15 protein-coding genes are annotated in these 16,270 nt (G+C 63.8%); 8 read left to right on the forward strand and 7 right to left on the reverse strand.

The genetic code is table 11. The features are described 5' to 3' along the window. Positions 1–144: 144 nt before the first annotated feature. Positions 145–960 carry a bifunctional DNA-formamidopyrimidine glycosylase/DNA-(apurinic or apyrimidinic site) lyase gene (gene mutM, locus GGR38_RS08770; protein ID WP_183624622.1) on the reverse strand — a complete coding sequence of 272 codons (816 nt, stop codon included), beginning with the start codon at positions 958–960 and terminating at the stop codon, positions 145–147. A gap of 174 nt (positions 961–1,134) precedes the next feature. On the opposite strand from mutM, the gene GGR38_RS08775 reads away from it, so the two are divergent. From GGR38_RS08775 to dut, 5 genes are all read left to right on the forward strand, one after another. Further along, positions 1,135–1,884 carry a class I SAM-dependent methyltransferase gene (locus GGR38_RS08775; RefSeq protein WP_183624624.1) on the forward strand — a complete coding sequence of 250 codons (750 nt, stop codon included), beginning with the start codon at positions 1,135–1,137 and terminating at the stop codon, positions 1,882–1,884. Between the two features lie 5 nt (positions 1,885–1,889). Continuing rightward, on the forward strand, positions 1,890–3,446 hold the full coding sequence (ubiB, locus tag GGR38_RS08780) for a 2-polyprenylphenol 6-hydroxylase (protein ID WP_183624626.1): 1,557 nt from the start codon (positions 1,890–1,892) through the stop codon (positions 3,444–3,446). After that, on the forward strand, positions 3,413–4,579 hold the full coding sequence (locus tag GGR38_RS08785) for a hypothetical protein (RefSeq protein ID WP_425497048.1): 1,167 nt from the start codon (positions 3,413–3,415) through the stop codon (positions 4,577–4,579). Before ubiB ends, GGR38_RS08785 begins: the two co-directional genes overlap by 34 nt. A gap of 260 nt (positions 4,580–4,839) precedes the next feature. Next, positions 4,840–6,027: a bifunctional phosphopantothenoylcysteine decarboxylase/phosphopantothenate--cysteine ligase CoaBC gene (gene coaBC, locus GGR38_RS08790; protein ID WP_183624628.1), complete on the forward strand. Its 1,188-nt coding sequence runs from the start codon at positions 4,840–4,842 to the stop codon at positions 6,025–6,027. Beyond that, a complete protein-coding gene (dut, locus tag GGR38_RS08795; protein ID WP_425497049.1) occupies positions 6,008–6,484 on the forward strand; it encodes a dUTP diphosphatase in 477 nt (158 codons plus the stop codon). Before coaBC ends, dut begins: the two co-directional genes overlap by 20 nt. 59 nt (positions 6,485–6,543) lie before the next feature. Here the strand turns inward: dut and GGR38_RS08800 are convergent, their stop codons facing one another. From GGR38_RS08800 to secB, 4 genes are all read right to left on the reverse strand, one after another. Beyond that, positions 6,544–7,203: a DUF4136 domain-containing protein gene (locus GGR38_RS08800; RefSeq protein ID WP_246404389.1), complete on the reverse strand. Its 660-nt coding sequence runs from the start codon at positions 7,201–7,203 to the stop codon at positions 6,544–6,546. Positions 7,204–7,417: 214 nt separating this feature from the next. Further along, positions 7,418–8,434 carry a tryptophan--tRNA ligase gene (gene trpS, locus GGR38_RS08805; protein ID WP_183624634.1) on the reverse strand — a complete coding sequence of 339 codons (1,017 nt, stop codon included), beginning with the start codon at positions 8,432–8,434 and terminating at the stop codon, positions 7,418–7,420. Positions 8,435–8,439: 5 nt separating this feature from the next. Next, positions 8,440–10,017: a murein biosynthesis integral membrane protein MurJ gene (gene murJ / locus GGR38_RS08810; RefSeq protein WP_183624635.1), complete on the reverse strand. Its 1,578-nt coding sequence runs from the start codon at positions 10,015–10,017 to the stop codon at positions 8,440–8,442. A gap of 69 nt (positions 10,018–10,086) precedes the next feature. Continuing rightward, a complete protein-coding gene (gene secB / locus GGR38_RS08815) occupies positions 10,087–10,605 on the reverse strand; it encodes a protein-export chaperone SecB (protein ID WP_172341748.1) in 519 nt (172 codons plus the stop codon). A 283-nt stretch (positions 10,606–10,888) separates the two neighbouring features. Between secB and GGR38_RS08820 the strand changes: the two genes are divergently transcribed. From GGR38_RS08820 to GGR38_RS08830, 3 genes are all read left to right on the forward strand, one after another. Beyond that, positions 10,889–11,548 (forward strand): Tim44/TimA family putative adaptor protein, encoded by a 660-nt coding sequence (locus tag GGR38_RS08820; RefSeq protein WP_183624637.1) that lies wholly within the window; start codon positions 10,889–10,891, stop codon positions 11,546–11,548. A 102-nt stretch (positions 11,549–11,650) separates the two neighbouring features. Beyond that, positions 11,651–12,889 (forward strand): murein transglycosylase A, encoded by a 1,239-nt coding sequence (gene mltA / locus GGR38_RS08825; RefSeq protein WP_183624639.1) that lies wholly within the window; start codon positions 11,651–11,653, stop codon positions 12,887–12,889. After that, positions 12,886–13,473 carry a Smr/MutS family protein gene (locus GGR38_RS08830; RefSeq protein ID WP_183624641.1) on the forward strand — a complete coding sequence of 196 codons (588 nt, stop codon included), beginning with the start codon at positions 12,886–12,888 and terminating at the stop codon, positions 13,471–13,473. Before mltA ends, GGR38_RS08830 begins: the two co-directional genes overlap by 4 nt. A gap of 256 nt (positions 13,474–13,729) precedes the next feature. On the opposite strand, the gene ahpF is transcribed toward GGR38_RS08830, so the two are convergent. After that, positions 13,730–15,313 carry an alkyl hydroperoxide reductase subunit F gene (gene ahpF / locus GGR38_RS08835; protein ID WP_183624643.1) on the reverse strand — a complete coding sequence of 528 codons (1,584 nt, stop codon included), beginning with the start codon at positions 15,311–15,313 and terminating at the stop codon, positions 13,730–13,732. A 248-nt stretch (positions 15,314–15,561) separates the two neighbouring features. Continuing rightward, a complete protein-coding gene (ahpC, locus tag GGR38_RS08840) occupies positions 15,562–16,125 on the reverse strand; it encodes an alkyl hydroperoxide reductase subunit C (protein ID WP_183624645.1) in 564 nt (187 codons plus the stop codon). Between the last annotated feature and the right edge of the window lie 145 nt (positions 16,126–16,270).

Consider the following 16,270-nt stretch of genomic DNA (forward strand, 5'->3'; position numbering starts at 1 on the left):
GGCCGGAAATTGCTAGCGAAAATCGGTATAGCAGAACCATCGGTTCCGCCAGAAGCGGCGCCCTTAACCAGCGTGAGCCGAATCGTCAAGGGAATAGGAGTCTTTATTGTTCCGCCCCGGACCTTCGGGAGCGAAGAATTTGCCTTATTTCTGACAGGCCGGACACCAGAAACTCGACCTTCCGCCCTGCGTTACGCGGGCAATCGGTGCGGCGCAGGCGTGGCATGGCTCGCCCTCGCGGCCATAGACGCGCCAGTTGGCCGCGAAATAGCCCAGCTCGCCATTGGGCTGGGCATAATCGCGGATCGTGCTGCCGCCTGCCGCGATGCTTTCGGACAGGACATCGACAATCGCGGGCACCAGCAGCGCCAGCTCGCGTTTCTTCACATCGCGCCCCAGTCGCAGCGGGCTGATTCCCGCCCGGTGCAGCGCCTCGCAGACATAGATATTGCCAAGTCCGGCCACCACCGCCTGATCGAGCAGCAATTGTTTGACCGGACTGAGGCGCCCTTTCATCCGCGCGGCCAGCAGGGCAGGGGTCAGTTCGGGCCCCAAAGGCTCCGGCCCCATCGCGGCAAAGGGCGCCCATCCGGCCAGCGCCTCATCGGCCACCAGATCGACCGAGCCGAATCGCCGCGCGTCATTCAACGCCAACCGGCTGCCCGCCTCGGTGGTCAGCACCAGATGGTCGTGCTTCTCCAAGGCATCAGGATCAATCCGCCACCGCCCCGACATGCCCAGATGGAACACCATCACAGCGCCCCGGTCGGTATGGATCAGCCCATATTTGGCCCGGCGCGACAGGGCCGTCACCGTGGCCCCCGTCATCACCTGCACAAGATCGGCGGGAAACGGGCGGCGCAGCCCCTCGCGACGGGTTTCGACACGCGCGATCCTTTGCCCGTCCAGATAGGTGGCAAGGCCGCGCAGGGTGGTTTCGACTTCGGGTAGCTCTGGCATGGGGGGGAGATAGGAGGTTTAAGCAAATAATGCGAGGGTCTCGGCCCTCGCGCTCCCATTACTGTCTTCGTCGCGCCAGGCTGGCGACGGGGCGGATTAGGGCGATGAATTTCTGCCTGCGGCGCTTGCATAAGCACCTTTTCGCAAGCGCGAAACCGTCCTAAAGCGGCGCCCATGACTCAGAGCGATCAACAGCCCGACACCGTCTCCTTTGGCTATGAGGAGGTCAGCCCCGAAGAAAAGACTGCCAAGGTTGGCGCGGTCTTTTCCGCCGTGGCCAAGAAATATGACATCATGAACGATGCCATGTCGGTCGGGCTGCATCGCTTGTGGAAGGATAAGTTCGTGCGCCGGGTCAAGCCCCAGCCGGGCGAGATGATCCTGGATATGGCGGGCGGCACGGGCGACATCGCCTTCCGCATGGCCGAACGCGGCGCCTCGATCACCGTGTCGGACATCAATCAGGACATGCTGGACGTGGGCATCGAACGCGCGATAGAGCGCGGCCTCGACGGTCTGGTCTGGAGCCGTCAGAACGCCGAGGAACTGAGTTTTCAGAGCCGGGTGTTCGACGCCTACACCATCGCTTTTGGCATCCGCAACGTCACGCGCATCGACAAGGCCCTGCGCGAGGCGCACCGCGTGCTGAAATTCGGCGGGCGCTTCTACTGCCTTGAATTTTCGACCACCGAATGGCCCGGTTTCAAGGAAGCCTATGACGCCTATTCGCACAAGCTGGTGCCGCAACTGGGCCAGATGATCGCGGGCGATGCCGATTCCTATCGCTATCTGATCGAATCGATCCGCCGTTTCCCGCCCATGCCCGAATTTGAAGGCATGATCCGCGAGGCGGGCTTCGTGAACACCCGCGTCGAACCGATCCTTGGCGGTCTGGTGGCGATCCATTCGGGCTGGAAGGTCTAAGCACCTTGTCACCCCGTAAGCATATCTGGCGCCTGCTGAGCTGGGGCCGCATTCTGGCGTCGCATGGCGCTCTGCGCGGGATCGAACAGGATCCCCATACGCCCGCCCCGGTGGCCCGCCTGTGCCGCATTGCGCGGTTTGGCGCGCGCATTCCCGATGTGCCCGATTATGCCGGAGCCTTCCGCGCGATTGGCCCCGCCGCGATCAAGCTGGGTCAGACTTTGGCCACCCGCCCCGATCTGGTGGGCGAGGAGGCGGCCAATAATCTGCTCGAATTGCAGGACAGCCTGCCGCCTGTGCCGTTTGCGGCGATCAAGGCGGAGGTGGAAAGCGCCTTTGGCCGCCCCTTAAGCGAACTCTATGCCGAATTTGAGGAGCAGCCGGTCGGCGCGGCCTCCATTGCGCAGGTCCACCGGGCGGTCACGCTCGACGGCCGCCGCGTGGCGGTCAAGGTGCTGCGCCCCGGCATTCGCGAGAAATTCGCGCAGGACATTGAGACTTACGAATGGGCTGCGGCCCATCTGGAGGCCCTTGGCGGCGAGGCCACGCGCCTGCGCCCGCGCCTCATCATCGCCAATTTCAAGCGCTGGTCGATGCGCGAACTCGACCTGCGCCGCGAGGCCGCCTCGGCCTCCGAACTGGCCGACATGATGAAGGGCACCCACGGCTATCGCATTCCCGCCATCGACTGGGACCGCACATGCGGGCGGGTGATGACGCTGGAATGGATCGACGGGATCAAGATCAGCGATACCGCTGCGCTTAAGGCTGCCGGGATCAATCTGGAATCGCTGGCCAAGCGTCTGGTGATCGCTTTCCTGACTCAGGCGGTGCATCTGGGCTATTTCCATGCCGACATGCATCAGGGCAACCTGTTCATCGAGCCCGACGGCACCATCGTCGCCATCGACTTTGGCATCATGGGCCGCATCAACCGTCAGGCGCGCATCTGGCTGGGCGAGATCCTGCATGGGCTGACCACGGGCAATTACCGCCGCGTGGCCGAGATCCATTTCGAGGCGCAATATGTGCCTTCCTATCACTCGGTTGATGAATTCACGACCGCGCTGCGGGCCGTTGGCGAACCGATGCGGGGGCGTCCGGTCAAGGATCTCTCGGTTGGGCAGATGCTCGACGGGCTTTTTGCCATCACCCGCGATTTCGACATGTCGACCCAGCCGCATCTGCTGCTGCTGCAAAAGACGATGGTGATGGTCGAGGGTCTGGCCACGCAGCTCTATCCCGACATCAATATGTGGGATGTGTCGGGGCCTTTCGTCTCCGAATGGATGCGCGACGAGCTGGGCCCCGAGGCCGCCATCGCGCGCGGTATCCATCGCGGCCTGCGCCGTCTGATCCGCATGCCCGACCTGATCGAGCGGATCGAGGAGAAGTTCCCGTTAAAGGGCGCCGCCCCCGAACAGCCGCCTTTGCCCGATATTCCCCTCATCTGGGACCGGGGGGGTAAACCGAATGCTAACCGCTGGCCCGGATATATCGGAGCCTTCCTGTTGGGGGGTATAAGCGTATGGGCGGCGTGGCATATCGGCTGGATGGGGTGAACGGGCGGGCGCCTGCGCCCTACGACCGTTTCGCCGCATGGGGCCGGTGGCCCGCGCGGTTGGCGCTGGCGGTGCTGGCGTTGTTGCTGGCGGCTTCGGCATGGGTGCCGCTGACGGTCGGGCGGGGCGAGGAGGCCAAGGCGCCCAACCTCGTCATCGCGCATAACAAGGCCGCTGAGCGTCCGCGCGACGAGGATCTCAAGCTCTATGACCGCGCCATTGCCCGCATCCTGCACGGCGAGAATTATTACGACTTCATCGTGAGCGAGCATCGCCGCGCCGATTATCCGGTGCGGCCGGGTGCTGCGGTGCGCCTGCCCACGCTGGCCTATCTGGATGCGGCGATGGGGGTGGACGGCGACCGGGCCGCGCCCATCGCCATGGCGGCGGCGGTGGCGTTGATGATTGGCGTGATTGCGGCATGGTGGGGGCGGCTGGGCGATCTGGGCGTTGATCCTTCGCTGCGGCGGATCGGCACGGCATTGGTGTTTTTCGGCGCCTCGCTTGGGCTGAACCGCTATTATTTCGTGCTGCATGAACTCTGGGCCGGGATGCTGGTGGCGCTCTCGCTGGGGCTGCATCGGCCATCTGACCGCAAGGTTTCCGGGCGATGGGTCGGTGCGGTGCTGGCCGCCGCGCTGGCGCTGTCTATCCGCGAGCATGTGTTGCCCTACGTCCTGCTGATGGGGGCGATGGCGGGATGGCGTGGGGCGTGGCGCGAGGCGGCGGCGTGGGGCGTTTTGGTGGCGCTGTTCGCGGTGGGCTATGCCTGGCATCTCCACCTGATCGCGCTGCAAACTCTGCCCACCGACCGCGTCGGGCCAAGCTGGCTGGCGCTGCGCGGGCTGGGGGGCTTTCTGTCGAACACGGTGCTATCCTCCAACCTGCGCTTTCTGCCCCACCAGATCGCCGGGCCGCTGACCATCCTGATGATCTTTGGCTGGGCCTCGTGGCGATCCAGCGCAGGGCTGACGGGGCTGTTGCTGTTTTCCGGCTATGCGCTGCTGTTCTCCATCGCGGGGCGGAATGACAATTTCTACTGGGGCGCAGTGATTACGCCGGTCATGGCTTTGGGGCTGGCGTTTGTGCCGATGGGGGTGGGAGCGTTGGTGCGGGGGGCTTTCAAGAAGTAAGTTTGCCTCCGGCGGGCAAAGGGCGGGGGCCCTTTGCAATCCCGTTAATGGGTGGTGCCAGAGTTCATTGAGTGTGTTTGGGGCTGCGTTTTAAAGCCTGCGGCGCAGTGAGGCCATTCCTGTCCGCGCCGCAGGCCTTCATATTTCTAACATCGCGTCCGACACAAAACGCCGAACCATAAGCGCCCACCCAGACAGTAACGGGAGCGCGAAGGTCTAGACCCTCGCATTATCCCTTTTCTTCCTCTAAACCCCGCCCCATGCTTGGCAAACGCATCCTTCTCATCATCGGCGGCGGCATCGCGGCCTATAAGTCCTGCGAACTGATCCGCCTGATCCGCAAGGCGGGGGGCGAGGTCACCTGCGTTCTCACGAAAGGCGGGGCGCAGTTTGTGACGCCGATGACGCTGGCGGCGCTTTCGGAAAATCCGGTGCATACGAGCCTGTTCGACCTGAAGAACGAGGTCGAGATGGGCCATATTCAGCTCTCCCGTCAGGCCGATCTGGTGGTGGTATGTCCGGCGACGGCGGATCTGATGGCCAAGATGGCCTGCGGCATTGCCGATGATCTGGCCACCACGCTGCTGCTGGCCACGGACAAGCCGGTGCTGGCGGTGCCTGCGATGAATGTGCGGATGTGGCAGCATGAGGCGACGGTGGCCAATGTCGCCACGCTGCGCGCGCGGGGGGTAACGGTGGTGGACCCGGACGAGGGCGTGATGGCCTGCGGCGAATATGGGCCGGGGCGCCTGCCCGAACCCGAAGCCGTGATGGGGGCGATTAGCGCTGCCTTGGCGGGCGAGAAGCCACTGGCGGGCCGTCATGTGCTGATCACCGCCGGCCCCACGCATGAGCCTATCGACCCGGTGCGCTATATCGCCAATCGGTCGAGCGGGCGTCAGGGCTTTGCCATCGCGCAGGTTGCCGCGCAGGCCGGGGCATCGGTGACGTTGATCGCAGGCCCGGTCGATCTGCCCACGCCCTATGGCGTTGCCCGCGTCAATGTTGAAACCGCGCGCGAAATGGCGGCGGCGGTAGAGGCTGCTCTGCCCGCCGATATTGCGGTGATGGTGGCCGCTGTAGCTGATTGGCGCGTGGCTGACGCCGGTGCGCAAAAGATCAAGAAGGATGGCAGCGGGACCGTTCCCCCGCTCGCCTTGGTCGAGAACCCCGATATTCTGGCGGGCCTGTGCGCCTCGCCCTGCCGCCCGCGCCTTGTCGTGGGCTTTGCCGCCGAGACGCAGGATGTCATCGGCCATGCGCAGGCCAAATTGGCGCGCAAGGGGGCGGACTGGATCGTGGGCAATGACGTTTCCGGTGATGTCATGGGCGGATTGCGCAACAGCGTTCATATTGTCAGCGCCGATGGGGTGGACAGCCTGCCCGATCTGCCGAAAGAAGCGGTGGCTGCCGCTCTGGTTGAAAGGATTGCCCGTGTCTTTGTCTGAACATATCCCCGTCCGTCTCAAGCGTCTGCCCAATGGGCAGGATCTGCCCTTGCCCGCCTATGCCACCAGCGGGGCGGCGGGTATGGATGTGGTCTCGGCCGAGGATGTGGTGATTGCGCCGGGCGCGCGCCATGCGGTGGCCACGGGCCTTGCCATGGCGATCCCGCATGGCTTTGAAATTCAGGTCCGTCCGCGCAGTGGTCTGGCGCTCAAGCATGGCATCACCGTGCCCAACACGCCCGGCACCATCGATTCGGACTATCGCGGCGAATTGAAGGTCATCCTCATCAACCATGGCACGCAGGATTTCGCCATCGCGCGCGGTGATCGCGTGGCGCAGCTCGTGCTGGCCCCGGTGGTGCAGGGCGGCTGGATCGAGGTTGACGAACTGGACGAAACCGCGCGCGGCGAGGGCGGGTTTGGCAGCACCGGCGGCGTGGTCGCGCTGGGCAATTAAGGCCACGAAAAAACCCGCCGCTGATGAAGGCGGCGGGTTTTTACAGAAAGTTCCGGTTCTTACTTCGCCGGCCCCTTCACCGTGGTCTTTTCAGGGGCCACCGTGATACGCAGGGTTTCGCCCGAATTGCCGGGGAAGCCGGTGAAGAAGGCTTCGACCAGATTGGGCACCAGCCAGGTCAGCTTGTTCGAGGCCGAGGCGGCTTCGGCCTTGCCTTCGAACACGCGCTTGTTGGCGCTCTTGTCGTCGATCTTCACGCTGATGCCGCTGGTGTAAACGGTATAGCTTTCGACGCCCTGATCGAACCAGGGATCATACCAGCCGTAGCCCCAGCCGCCCATCATATAGGGACGACCATAGAAGCCGCCGCCATAGAAACCACCGCGACGGAAGCCCGGCCCGTACCACGGACCCCAGAACGGATCGCGCATACCGGTCGAGCGGACATGAACGCGGCCCTTGTCCACGCCATAGGAAAAGCGCACGATCAGGTTGGCTGCATCCGGGGTGACCGCCTCGGTATAGCCCTTCTTGGTCAGTTCACCGGCGACGATTTTGGCATATTGGCCAAATTCGATCCCGCCCGCCAGCGACGGATCATCGGCCACGACCGCAAAGGTCTGGCCCTGGGGCGCGGGCAATTGCGATTGAAAGCGGGTGACCCGCGTGTCGAGCGTATCGGCACAGGCGGAAAGGCCCAGCATCAGGAGGCCAGCCATGGCTCCCTTTATGCCGCGCGAGATCCATTGAGAATTAGCGCCACTCATTCGTTTTTCTCCTCTGCATGCCGCTCTGGCCGACTATCCCTCCCCGGTTAGGGCGCAGCAGTGGTATGGTGGCGACAGGCTAGGCTGGCAAGGCTGAATGCTGGTTGAATGGTATGGGAAAAGAGACGGGCGCAAAAGGGTTTAACCCCCTTTGCGCCCGGATTTGTCAACGCACCAGACCCAGCGCGTCATAGGTGGCGGCCAGCGTCGGGGCCGAGGCGGCGCGAGCCTTTTCGGCACCCTTGCGCAGGATGGCGTTCAACGCCTCGCGGTCCTGACGCAGCGTGTTGAAACGCTCGTTGATGGGGCTGAGCTTTTCCACCAGCAATTCGCCCAGCGCAGGCTTGAACGCGCCAAAGCCCTTGCCGCCAAAATCACCAAGGATCTGCGCCACCGATTGCCCCGACATGGCCGAATAGATGCCCACCAGATTGCGCGCCTCGGGGCGGCCTTCCAGCCCTTCGGCCTCGCTGGGCAAGGCGTCGGCGTCGCTCTTGGCCTTCTTGATTTTGCTCATGATCGCGTCTGCATCGTCGGTCAGGTTGATGCGGCTCATGTCGCTGGGGTCGGACTTGCTCATCTTGGCTGAACCATCGCGCAGGGACATGATGCGCGCGGCGGCGGGCGGGATGATCGGTTCGGGCAGGACGAACAGCGGAGCGTCCTCGGCGCAGAAGTCATTGTTGAACTTCTGCGCAATGTCGCGCGCCAGTTCGAGATGCTGCTTCTGATCCTCGCCCACGGGAACGTGGGTGGCCTGATAGATCAGTACGTCGGCGGCCTGAAGCACGGGATAGGTGAAAAGCGCGACCGACTGGCCGTCCCGGTTCTTGCCCGCCTTGTCCTTCCACTGGGTCATGCGGTTCAACCAGCCCACGCGCGCCGTGCCGTTGAGCAGCCATTGCAGCTCGGCATGGGCTGGCACCTGCGTCTGGTTGAACAGGGTCGAGCGATCAGGATCGACCCCGCAGGCCACCAGTGCGGCGGTCATCTCGCGCGTGTTCTCGCCCAGAGCCTTGGGATCATGCGGCATCGAAATCGCGTGAAGGTCGGCGAGGAAGTAGAAACATTCCCCGCCCTTGGCCGTCCACTCGTCCTGCATCGCCACCCAGTTGCGGATCGCACCAAGGTAATTGCCAAGGTGAAGATTGCCGGTGGGCTGAATGCCAGAAACGATACGCATGTGTTTCACTTCTCTGCTGAAACGCGGCGACGCCGCAAAAGTTTAAGATCCTCAACGCCAAAGGCGCCAAGGGCAAAGCTGGCGAGGCCATAGACAAAAACGCCCCCGCCCACCAGCGCCCCCATCGCGGTCAGACGCACAAACCACGAGCCATGCGTATAGGGCATCAGCCAGGGCTGGCTGATCCACAGCACCGCGCCCATGGTCAGCGCCGCCACGCCCAGCCGCCATGCCCGGTGGCGCAGGCGCGAATCGAGCGCGAAATGCCCGCGCTTGACCAGCGTGGCATAGAGCAGCCAGACATTGACCGTGGAAGCAATCGCCGTGGCCAGCGGCGGCCCCATGTGGCGCAGCGGCAGGATCAGGATCAGGTTGAGCGCAAGGTTGACCCCCATGCTGATCGTGGCGAAACGCACCGGGGTTTTGGTGTCGTGGCGAGCGTAATAGCCGGGCGTCAGCACCTTCACCAGAATATAGCTGGGCAGGCCGATCGAGAAGGCGGCCAGCGCCTGCGCGGTATGGGTGGTGTCGAGCGCGGTATAGCGGCCATAGCCGAACAGCGCGGCGGCAATCGGCTCGCCGCAGAACACCAAGCCGACCGTCGCGGGCAGGGTGAGCAGCAGGGCAATTTCGAGGCCCCTGTTCTGCGTCTCCATCGCGCCCGCCTCATCGCCCGCGCCCAGCAGGCGGCTGATCGTGGGCAGCAGCACCGTGCCCAGCGCAATGCCGATCAGGCCCAGCGGCAATTGGTTTAGCCGGTCGGCCATGTAGATATAGGTCACGCTGCCATGGTCGAGCAGGCTGGCGGCAAGGGCGGTCGAGATGACAAGGTTGATCTGCACCGCGCCTGCGCCCGCCGCCGCCGGCCAGATCAGCGCCATCAACCGCTTCACCTCCGGCGTGAAACGCGGCCAGTGGGGGCGCAGCGAAACGCCGTTGCGATAGGCCGCATGGGCCAGCCATGCCAGTTGCAGCGCGCCAGACACCGTGACCGCCAGCGCCTGATTGCGCGCGGTTTCAAACGGATCGGGCGAATGGAAAAACAGCAGCGCACCGATCAGCGTCAGATTGAGCAGGATGGGCGCGGCGGCATTGACCCAGAATTTGTGCAGCGAATTGAGGATGCCGCCCAGCAAGGACACCAGCGAGATCAGCATCAGATAGGGGATCGTCAGCCGCGAAAGCTTGACCGCAAAGGCAAACTGATCGGGCGAAACCCCGTGGAAACGGCCCGACAGCGCCCATGTCACGGGCCATGCGAAAATTTCCAGCAGCACCGTCATTGCGATCAGCACCGGCAACAGCACCGAGAGCGCGGCCTCGGCAAAGGCGATGCCATCGGGCAGGCCGCGCCCCTGCGCATCGGCCACTTTCTGATTGAACATGGGCACAAAGGCACTGGCAAAGGCGCCTTCGGCAAACAGGGCGCGGAACATGTTGGGCAGGCGGAAGGCCACCAGAAAGGCGTCCGAGGCAAAGCCTGCGCCCACCATGCGCGCAAAGAGCGAATCGCGCACCAGTCCCAGCACGCGACTCATCAGGGTGAGGCCGCCGATCGTCCCCGTGGCTTTAAGAAGGTTCATGGGAAGATGGTCTTGGCTCTGGCACCCGTGGGGTAGTTGCCCGGCCCCCAACGGAGGCCGGGCGGGACATTATGCGTGGCCGGCAGGCTCGTCGCTGGCCGAGGGGCCCTGCTGGGCTTCGGCCTGCGCGGCGAGCTGCTGGATGTAGAGGCCATTGAAATCAATGGGTTCCAGCATTACCGGGGTAAAGCCTGCATCGCGCGTGGCGTCGGCGATCACGCGGCGGGCAAACGGGAAGAGGATGCGCGGCGCCTCGGCAAACATGAAGGCGTGCATCTGGGCTTCTTCCAGATTGCGCATGCCGATCAGGCCCGCATAGGTCAGATCGACGATATAGGCCACGCCCGCTTCGCTGCGCGCGTTGATCTGGATCTTCAGCTCGACCTCATGCACGTCGCCTTCGATAGCGCGGGCCTGAATGTTGAACTGGATGTCCAGCTGGGGCGAATCCTGCCACGAAAAGCTTTCGGGCGCATTGGGATTTTCGACCGACAAGTCCTTCACATATTGCGAAATCACGCCTGCGCTGGGCAGGGTGTCCTCGCCATCCAGACGCAGCGAGGAAGTGACGGTGCCATCATCGGCCATGTTTGATACTTTCCCTGTGTGGCCCGGACTGCGGGCGCATGTGGTGGTCATGGTTTGGGCAAAGCGCCTAGCATCACGGCCAGCACCGCACAAGGATCTGGGCGGACCGACAAACAGTTGCCGCGCCAGACAGTTGCGACGATTGTGTCGCACCGGGGGATTTTTTCGGGATTATATCCCCATCCATGCGTTGTTCATTTGTCAATCGTCACTATGTAAGGCACTATGAAGGGTGAAGTCTGCATGTTGCAAGACTCGCTCACAGGGATGAAAGCAAACGCAAGTGACCGTCTCGATCGTCATTCTGGCCATGATCGCAGCCTTTCTGGGCATGCGTCTCTATTCGGTGCTGGGGCGCCGCGCCGAACATGGCGAGGAGCCGGTACAGAGCCGTCTGGACGCCCAGCCCGCCGCTGCGACCCCCGCTTTGCCGCTGCCCGAACGGGCCGTGGCCGGTGCGGTTCGACCGCGCGAACTGGGCGCTGTGCTGCCGGGCGTAGAGCGCGGATTGCGCGAAATCATCGCGGTTGATCGCCGCTTTGACCCCGTGACCTTTGTCGAAGGCGCGCGTTCGGCCTATCGTATGGTGCTTGAGGCTTACTGGCGCGGTGATCGTGGGCAATTGGGCCATCTGTGCGATGCCGATGTCGCGCGCAGCTTCATTGCCGCGATTGATGAGCGCGAGGCCGCCGGCGAGACTTTCAACAACAGCCTTGTGCGTGTTGAGGAAATCCAGATCGTGGGCGCCAGCTATTCGGCTCCCTTCGCCCGCGTGGCGGTCCGCTTTGTTGCCGATATTGCCGCCGTCACGCGCGACCGCGATGGCAAGGTGATCGCAGGCTCGCTTAACGATGCGGTCGAGGTGCGCGATGTCTGGACATTCCGCCGCGATATCCACTCGGCCGATCCCGATTGGCTTCTCGAAGAGACCGACGAAGGCTAAGACCTTGTCGAAGCGGGGCGGCGCCAAGGCGTTCGCCCCGTTTGCCTGCGCCGTGGGGCGGGGCATGACATGCGCCGACAGGCGCTTCTGGTGGGGACGATTATGAATTTGAGGCAGTCGCGAATCGGCGCGGCGCTGATGGGCTTGCTGTTGCTTGAGGCTTGCGCCCGCATCATTCCCGGCCCCCGTCCCCCCGTTACGCGCCCTCCGCGTCCGGTTCCCACCACCCCCGTTCCTCCGCCAAAGCCGGTGGTGACCGCGATGGATGTCGGCGTTCATCGCGGGCCGGATCTGGCGGCCTTCCCGCTGAGCGATGGTACGGCGCAGAGCGCGCTTGCCTCCTTCCGTGAGAGCTGCCCCAAATTGCTGGCGCGCACGGATACCAGCGGGTTGACCCAGCGCGCCGATTGGCAGGATGTGTGCGCGGCGGCCTCGGGCTGGACCTCGGCCGATGCGGGGCGGTTCTTCCGCTCGCGCTTCGAACTGGCGCAGGTCAGCGACGGGGCCACCTATGTCACCGGCTATTACGAGCCCGAAATCGCGGGCAGTCGCACCCGTCAACCCGGCTATGATGTGCCGGTCTATGGCGTGCCGCGCGATCTGGTCCATGCGCGCCCCGGCGATGCGCCGATCAAGCCCAATGGCCAGACGCCCTTTGGCCGCTATGACGAAAATGGGGTGTTTCAGCCCTATTTCGAGCGGGGCGAGATCGACGATGGCAAGCTGGTCGGCAAAGGGCTGGAGATTGCTTGGACGGCCGATCCGGTCGAATTCTTTTTCCTGCAAATTCAGGGTTCCGGGCGGCTGCGCGGACCGGATGGGCGAGTGATTCGCATCGGTTATGCCGCCGATAACGGCCAAAATTACACTGGCATCGGCACGGTAATGCGCCAGCAGGGCCTGTTGGGCAATGCGCCGGGGCAATATGCCGGCTCGATGCAGGGCATCATGCAATATATCCGCGAACATCCGCAGGATGGCATGTCCTTAATGCGCCAGAACAAGAGCTGGGTGTTCTTCCGCGAATTGACCGGCGATGGACCGATCGGGGCGATGGGCGTGCCGGTGCGGCCCCATGTCAGCGTGGCGGCCGATCCGCTGTTTGTCCCACTGGGCGCGCCGGTGCTGATCGCGGCCGATCCGGCGCTGGCCAATGCGAACAAGGTCAACGGCCTGTGGGTGGCGCAGGACACCGGCGGGGCGATCAAGGGCGCTAACCGCTTTGACAGCTTCTGGGGTGCGGGCGATGAGGCGCGGCGCATCGCGGGCGGTATGCTGGCGCGTGGGCGGGCCTATATCCTGCTGCCCAAGGGGACGCTGGCGCGGCTTGGCGTGCGATGAGGGCGCCATTCGCCCTGCGCGGCGGGCGCAGGCTGACGCCGGAAGAAGAGGATCTGTGGCGCCGCGTGGCCGATACGATCGAGCCGCTGGAGCCGCGTCGCAGGGTTGAACCCACGGTGCCGCCGCCCCCTGTGGCCGAGCCGCCGCCTATGCCGCCCAAGCGTATCAAAGGCCGGGTTCCGGCGCCTTTGCCGCCGCCCGCGCCGCCGCCTGCGCCCACGCGTCCGCTGGATCGGCATGGGCTGGACGGCGGATGGGACAAAAGGCTGGGCAAGGGACAGGTGGCCCCCGATTTTACGCTCGATCTCCACGGGGCCAATCTGGAAGGGGCCTATCAGCGTCTCGATCACGGCCTTGCGCTGGCCCTGGCGCAGGGCGCGCGGGTGGTACTGCTGATTACTGGCCGTGCGCGTCCGGCCCCCGGCCCGGCGGATCGCGGATCGCATCGCGGGGTGATCCGGGCCAAGTTCCTCGACTGGCTGGTCCATGGCTCGCATGCTTCGCGCATCGCCGCCGTGCGCGCCGCGCATCCCCGGCATGGGGGCGCGGGGGCGGTGTATATTATTTTGAAGCGGGGGAAGTAAGGTTTGCCTCCGGCGGGTTAAGGGCGGGGCCCTTAACAATCCCGATAATGGGGTGGCGCTAGGTTTGCTTCGATGCGCTCATCCGCGAAGCGGTTTATATAGCCTGCGGCGCGGCAACGTAGGGCCGATTGGCGCCGCAGGCTTTCAATTTCAGACATTGCGTCCGACCCACGAGGCCGAACCCTATACTCAACAAAGACAGTCCTGGGATTGTTAAGGGACCAAGTCCCTTAACCCGCCGGAGGCATAAAACCTCTTAGGCCACCCCTTCCAGCACCGGCGCAGGTGTCCGGATCAGATAATCAAACGCCGACAGCCCCGCCGTTGCGCCCGCGCCCATGGCGATGACGATCTGCTTATAGGGCACGGTGGTGCAGTCGCCCGCCGCGAACACCCCCGGCACGCTGGTGGCGCCCTTGGCGTCGATCTCGATTTCACCGCGCGGCGACAGGGCGAGGGCGCCCTTGAGCCATTCGGTGTTGGGGACGAGGCCGATCTGGACGAAGATACCTTCGAGCTCGACCGTGTGGACCGCGTCAGTGTTGCGGTCCTTATAGGTCAGGCCCGTCACCTTGGCGCCATCGCCCAGCACTTCGGTCGTCAGCGCGCTGGTGATGATCGTCACGTTGGGCAAGGACCGCAGCTTGTCCTGAAGCACGGCATCGGCCCGCATCGCGCTGTCAAATTCGATCAGCGTGACATGGGCGACGAGGCCCGCAAGGTCGATGGCCGCCTCTACGCCCGAATTGCCGCCGCCGATCACGGCCACGCGCTTGCCCTTGAACAGCGGGCCGTCGCAGTGCGGGCAATAGGCCACGCCCTTGTTGGCATAGTCCTTTTCGCCCGGCACATTCATGTTGCGCCAGCGTGCGCCGGTGGAGAGCACGATGGAGCGCGCGCGCAGCACGCCGCCATTGGCCAGCTCGATCTGGTGATAGTCGCCTTCACGCTCCGCCGGGATCAGCTTTTGCGCGGTGGCAAGGTTCATGATGTCGACATCATAGTCCTTCACATGGCTTTCGAGCGCGGCGGCCAGTTTCGGGCCTTCGGTGTGGGAAACCGAGATGAAATTCTCGATCCCCAGCGTGTCGAGCACCTGCCCGCCGAAACGCTGCGCGGCGACACCCGTGCGGATGCCCTTGCGCGCGGTATAGATGGCCGAGGCCGCGCCAGCGGGGCCGCCGCCGACGACCAGCACTTCGAACGGCGCCTTGGCGTTGATCGCATCGGCGGCCTTGGCCTCGGCGCCTTCGTCCAGATCGGCGACGATTTCCTCCAGCGTCTTCTTGCCCGACAGCCACATCGCGCCATCCTTGAACACGGCGGGTACAGCCATCACGCCGCGCTCATCGACTTCGGCCTGATAGGTGCCGCCCTCGATCAGGGTCGCGCGGAAATTGGGGTTCTTCAGCGCGATCAGCGTCATGGCCTGAACCACATCGGGGCAGTTGTGGCAGGTCAGCGAGAAATACATCTCGAAATTGTGGGTGCTGGCCAGGCTTGTTACCTGATCCAGCACCTGTTGCGACACCTTGGGCGGGTGGCCACCGGCCCACAGCAATGCCAGGACCAGAGAAGTAAATTCGTGCCCCATCGGCAGGCCAGCAAAGCGCACACGGTCATGCGCATTGGCCACGGGGCTGATGGTGAAAGAAGGGACACGCGCGTTTGTTCCATCGAAACGCGCCGAAACTTTGTCGGACAGCGCAGCAATCGCTTCGATCAATTCGCGGGTCTGGGCCGATTTCGCATCGTCGCCAAGGCTGGCGACAAGCTCAATCGGTTCACGCAGCATGGCGAGATATTGTTTGAGTTGGGCGGACAGGTTGGCGTCGAGCATCGGATGATCCTTCGGATTTAGATATGCGAGGGGCGCGGCCCCTCATGCTCCCATAACGTCTTCCGACGAAAGGGCAGCTTATCAGGCAGCGCTATGTATAAAAGGCCCTGCGGTGCAGCAGCTATAAAAGCCTCCGGCAGTGCGATCCAAGCGCTCGGGGGCCGCGGATCGCTCATCTCTCGCCGGGAGGCGTATTGGGGGCGCAGGGGGACGAGTCCCCCTGCGGGTATTTCCAAACTTCAAACCAATCAGATCTTGCCGACCAGATCGATCGAGGGAGCCAGCGTTTCGGCGCCTTCTTCCCACTTGGCGGGGCAGACCTGACCGGGGTGTTCCTGCCAGTACTTGGCGGCCTTGATCTTGCGCACCAGTTCGGCAGCGTTGCGGCCCACGCCTTCGGGAGTCACTTCGACCAGCTGCACCACGCCTTCGGGATCGGTCACGAAGGTGCCGCGGTCGGCCAGGCCAACGCCTTCGCGCAGGTTGTTGAACTGCTTGGTCAGGTCATGGTTCTGGTCGCCGACCAGGAAATATTCGATCTTGCCGATGGCGGGCGAGGTGTCGGCCCATGCCTTGTGGCTGAAGTGGGTGTCGGTCGACACGCCGTACACTTCAACGCCCATGGCCTTGAGAGCAGCATATTCGTTCTGGAGGTCTTCCAGTTCGGTCGGGCACACGAAGGTGAAGTCGGCCGGATAGAAGAAGAACACCGACCACTTGCCCTTGATGTCGGCGTCGGTGACGTCGACGAATGCGCCGGCTTTATAGGCGGTGGCGGTGAAGGGCTGGATCGAATAGCCGATAAGCGACATGGGATAGACTCCGTCGTTTGCCCAGTTTGTATCTGGGGGTGTTGAAACTGTTGAAGCCGAGATAGGCACTGATGGCGCAAATGCGAAGTGCGGATTCCCGATTAATCATATTGGTATTCACGATAAGTCGGGGGTGATAGCTCCG

The sequence above is a fragment of the Novosphingobium sediminicola genome, assembly GCF_014196525.1.
Lineage (GTDB): Bacteria > Pseudomonadota > Alphaproteobacteria > Sphingomonadales > Sphingomonadaceae > Novosphingobium > Novosphingobium sediminicola.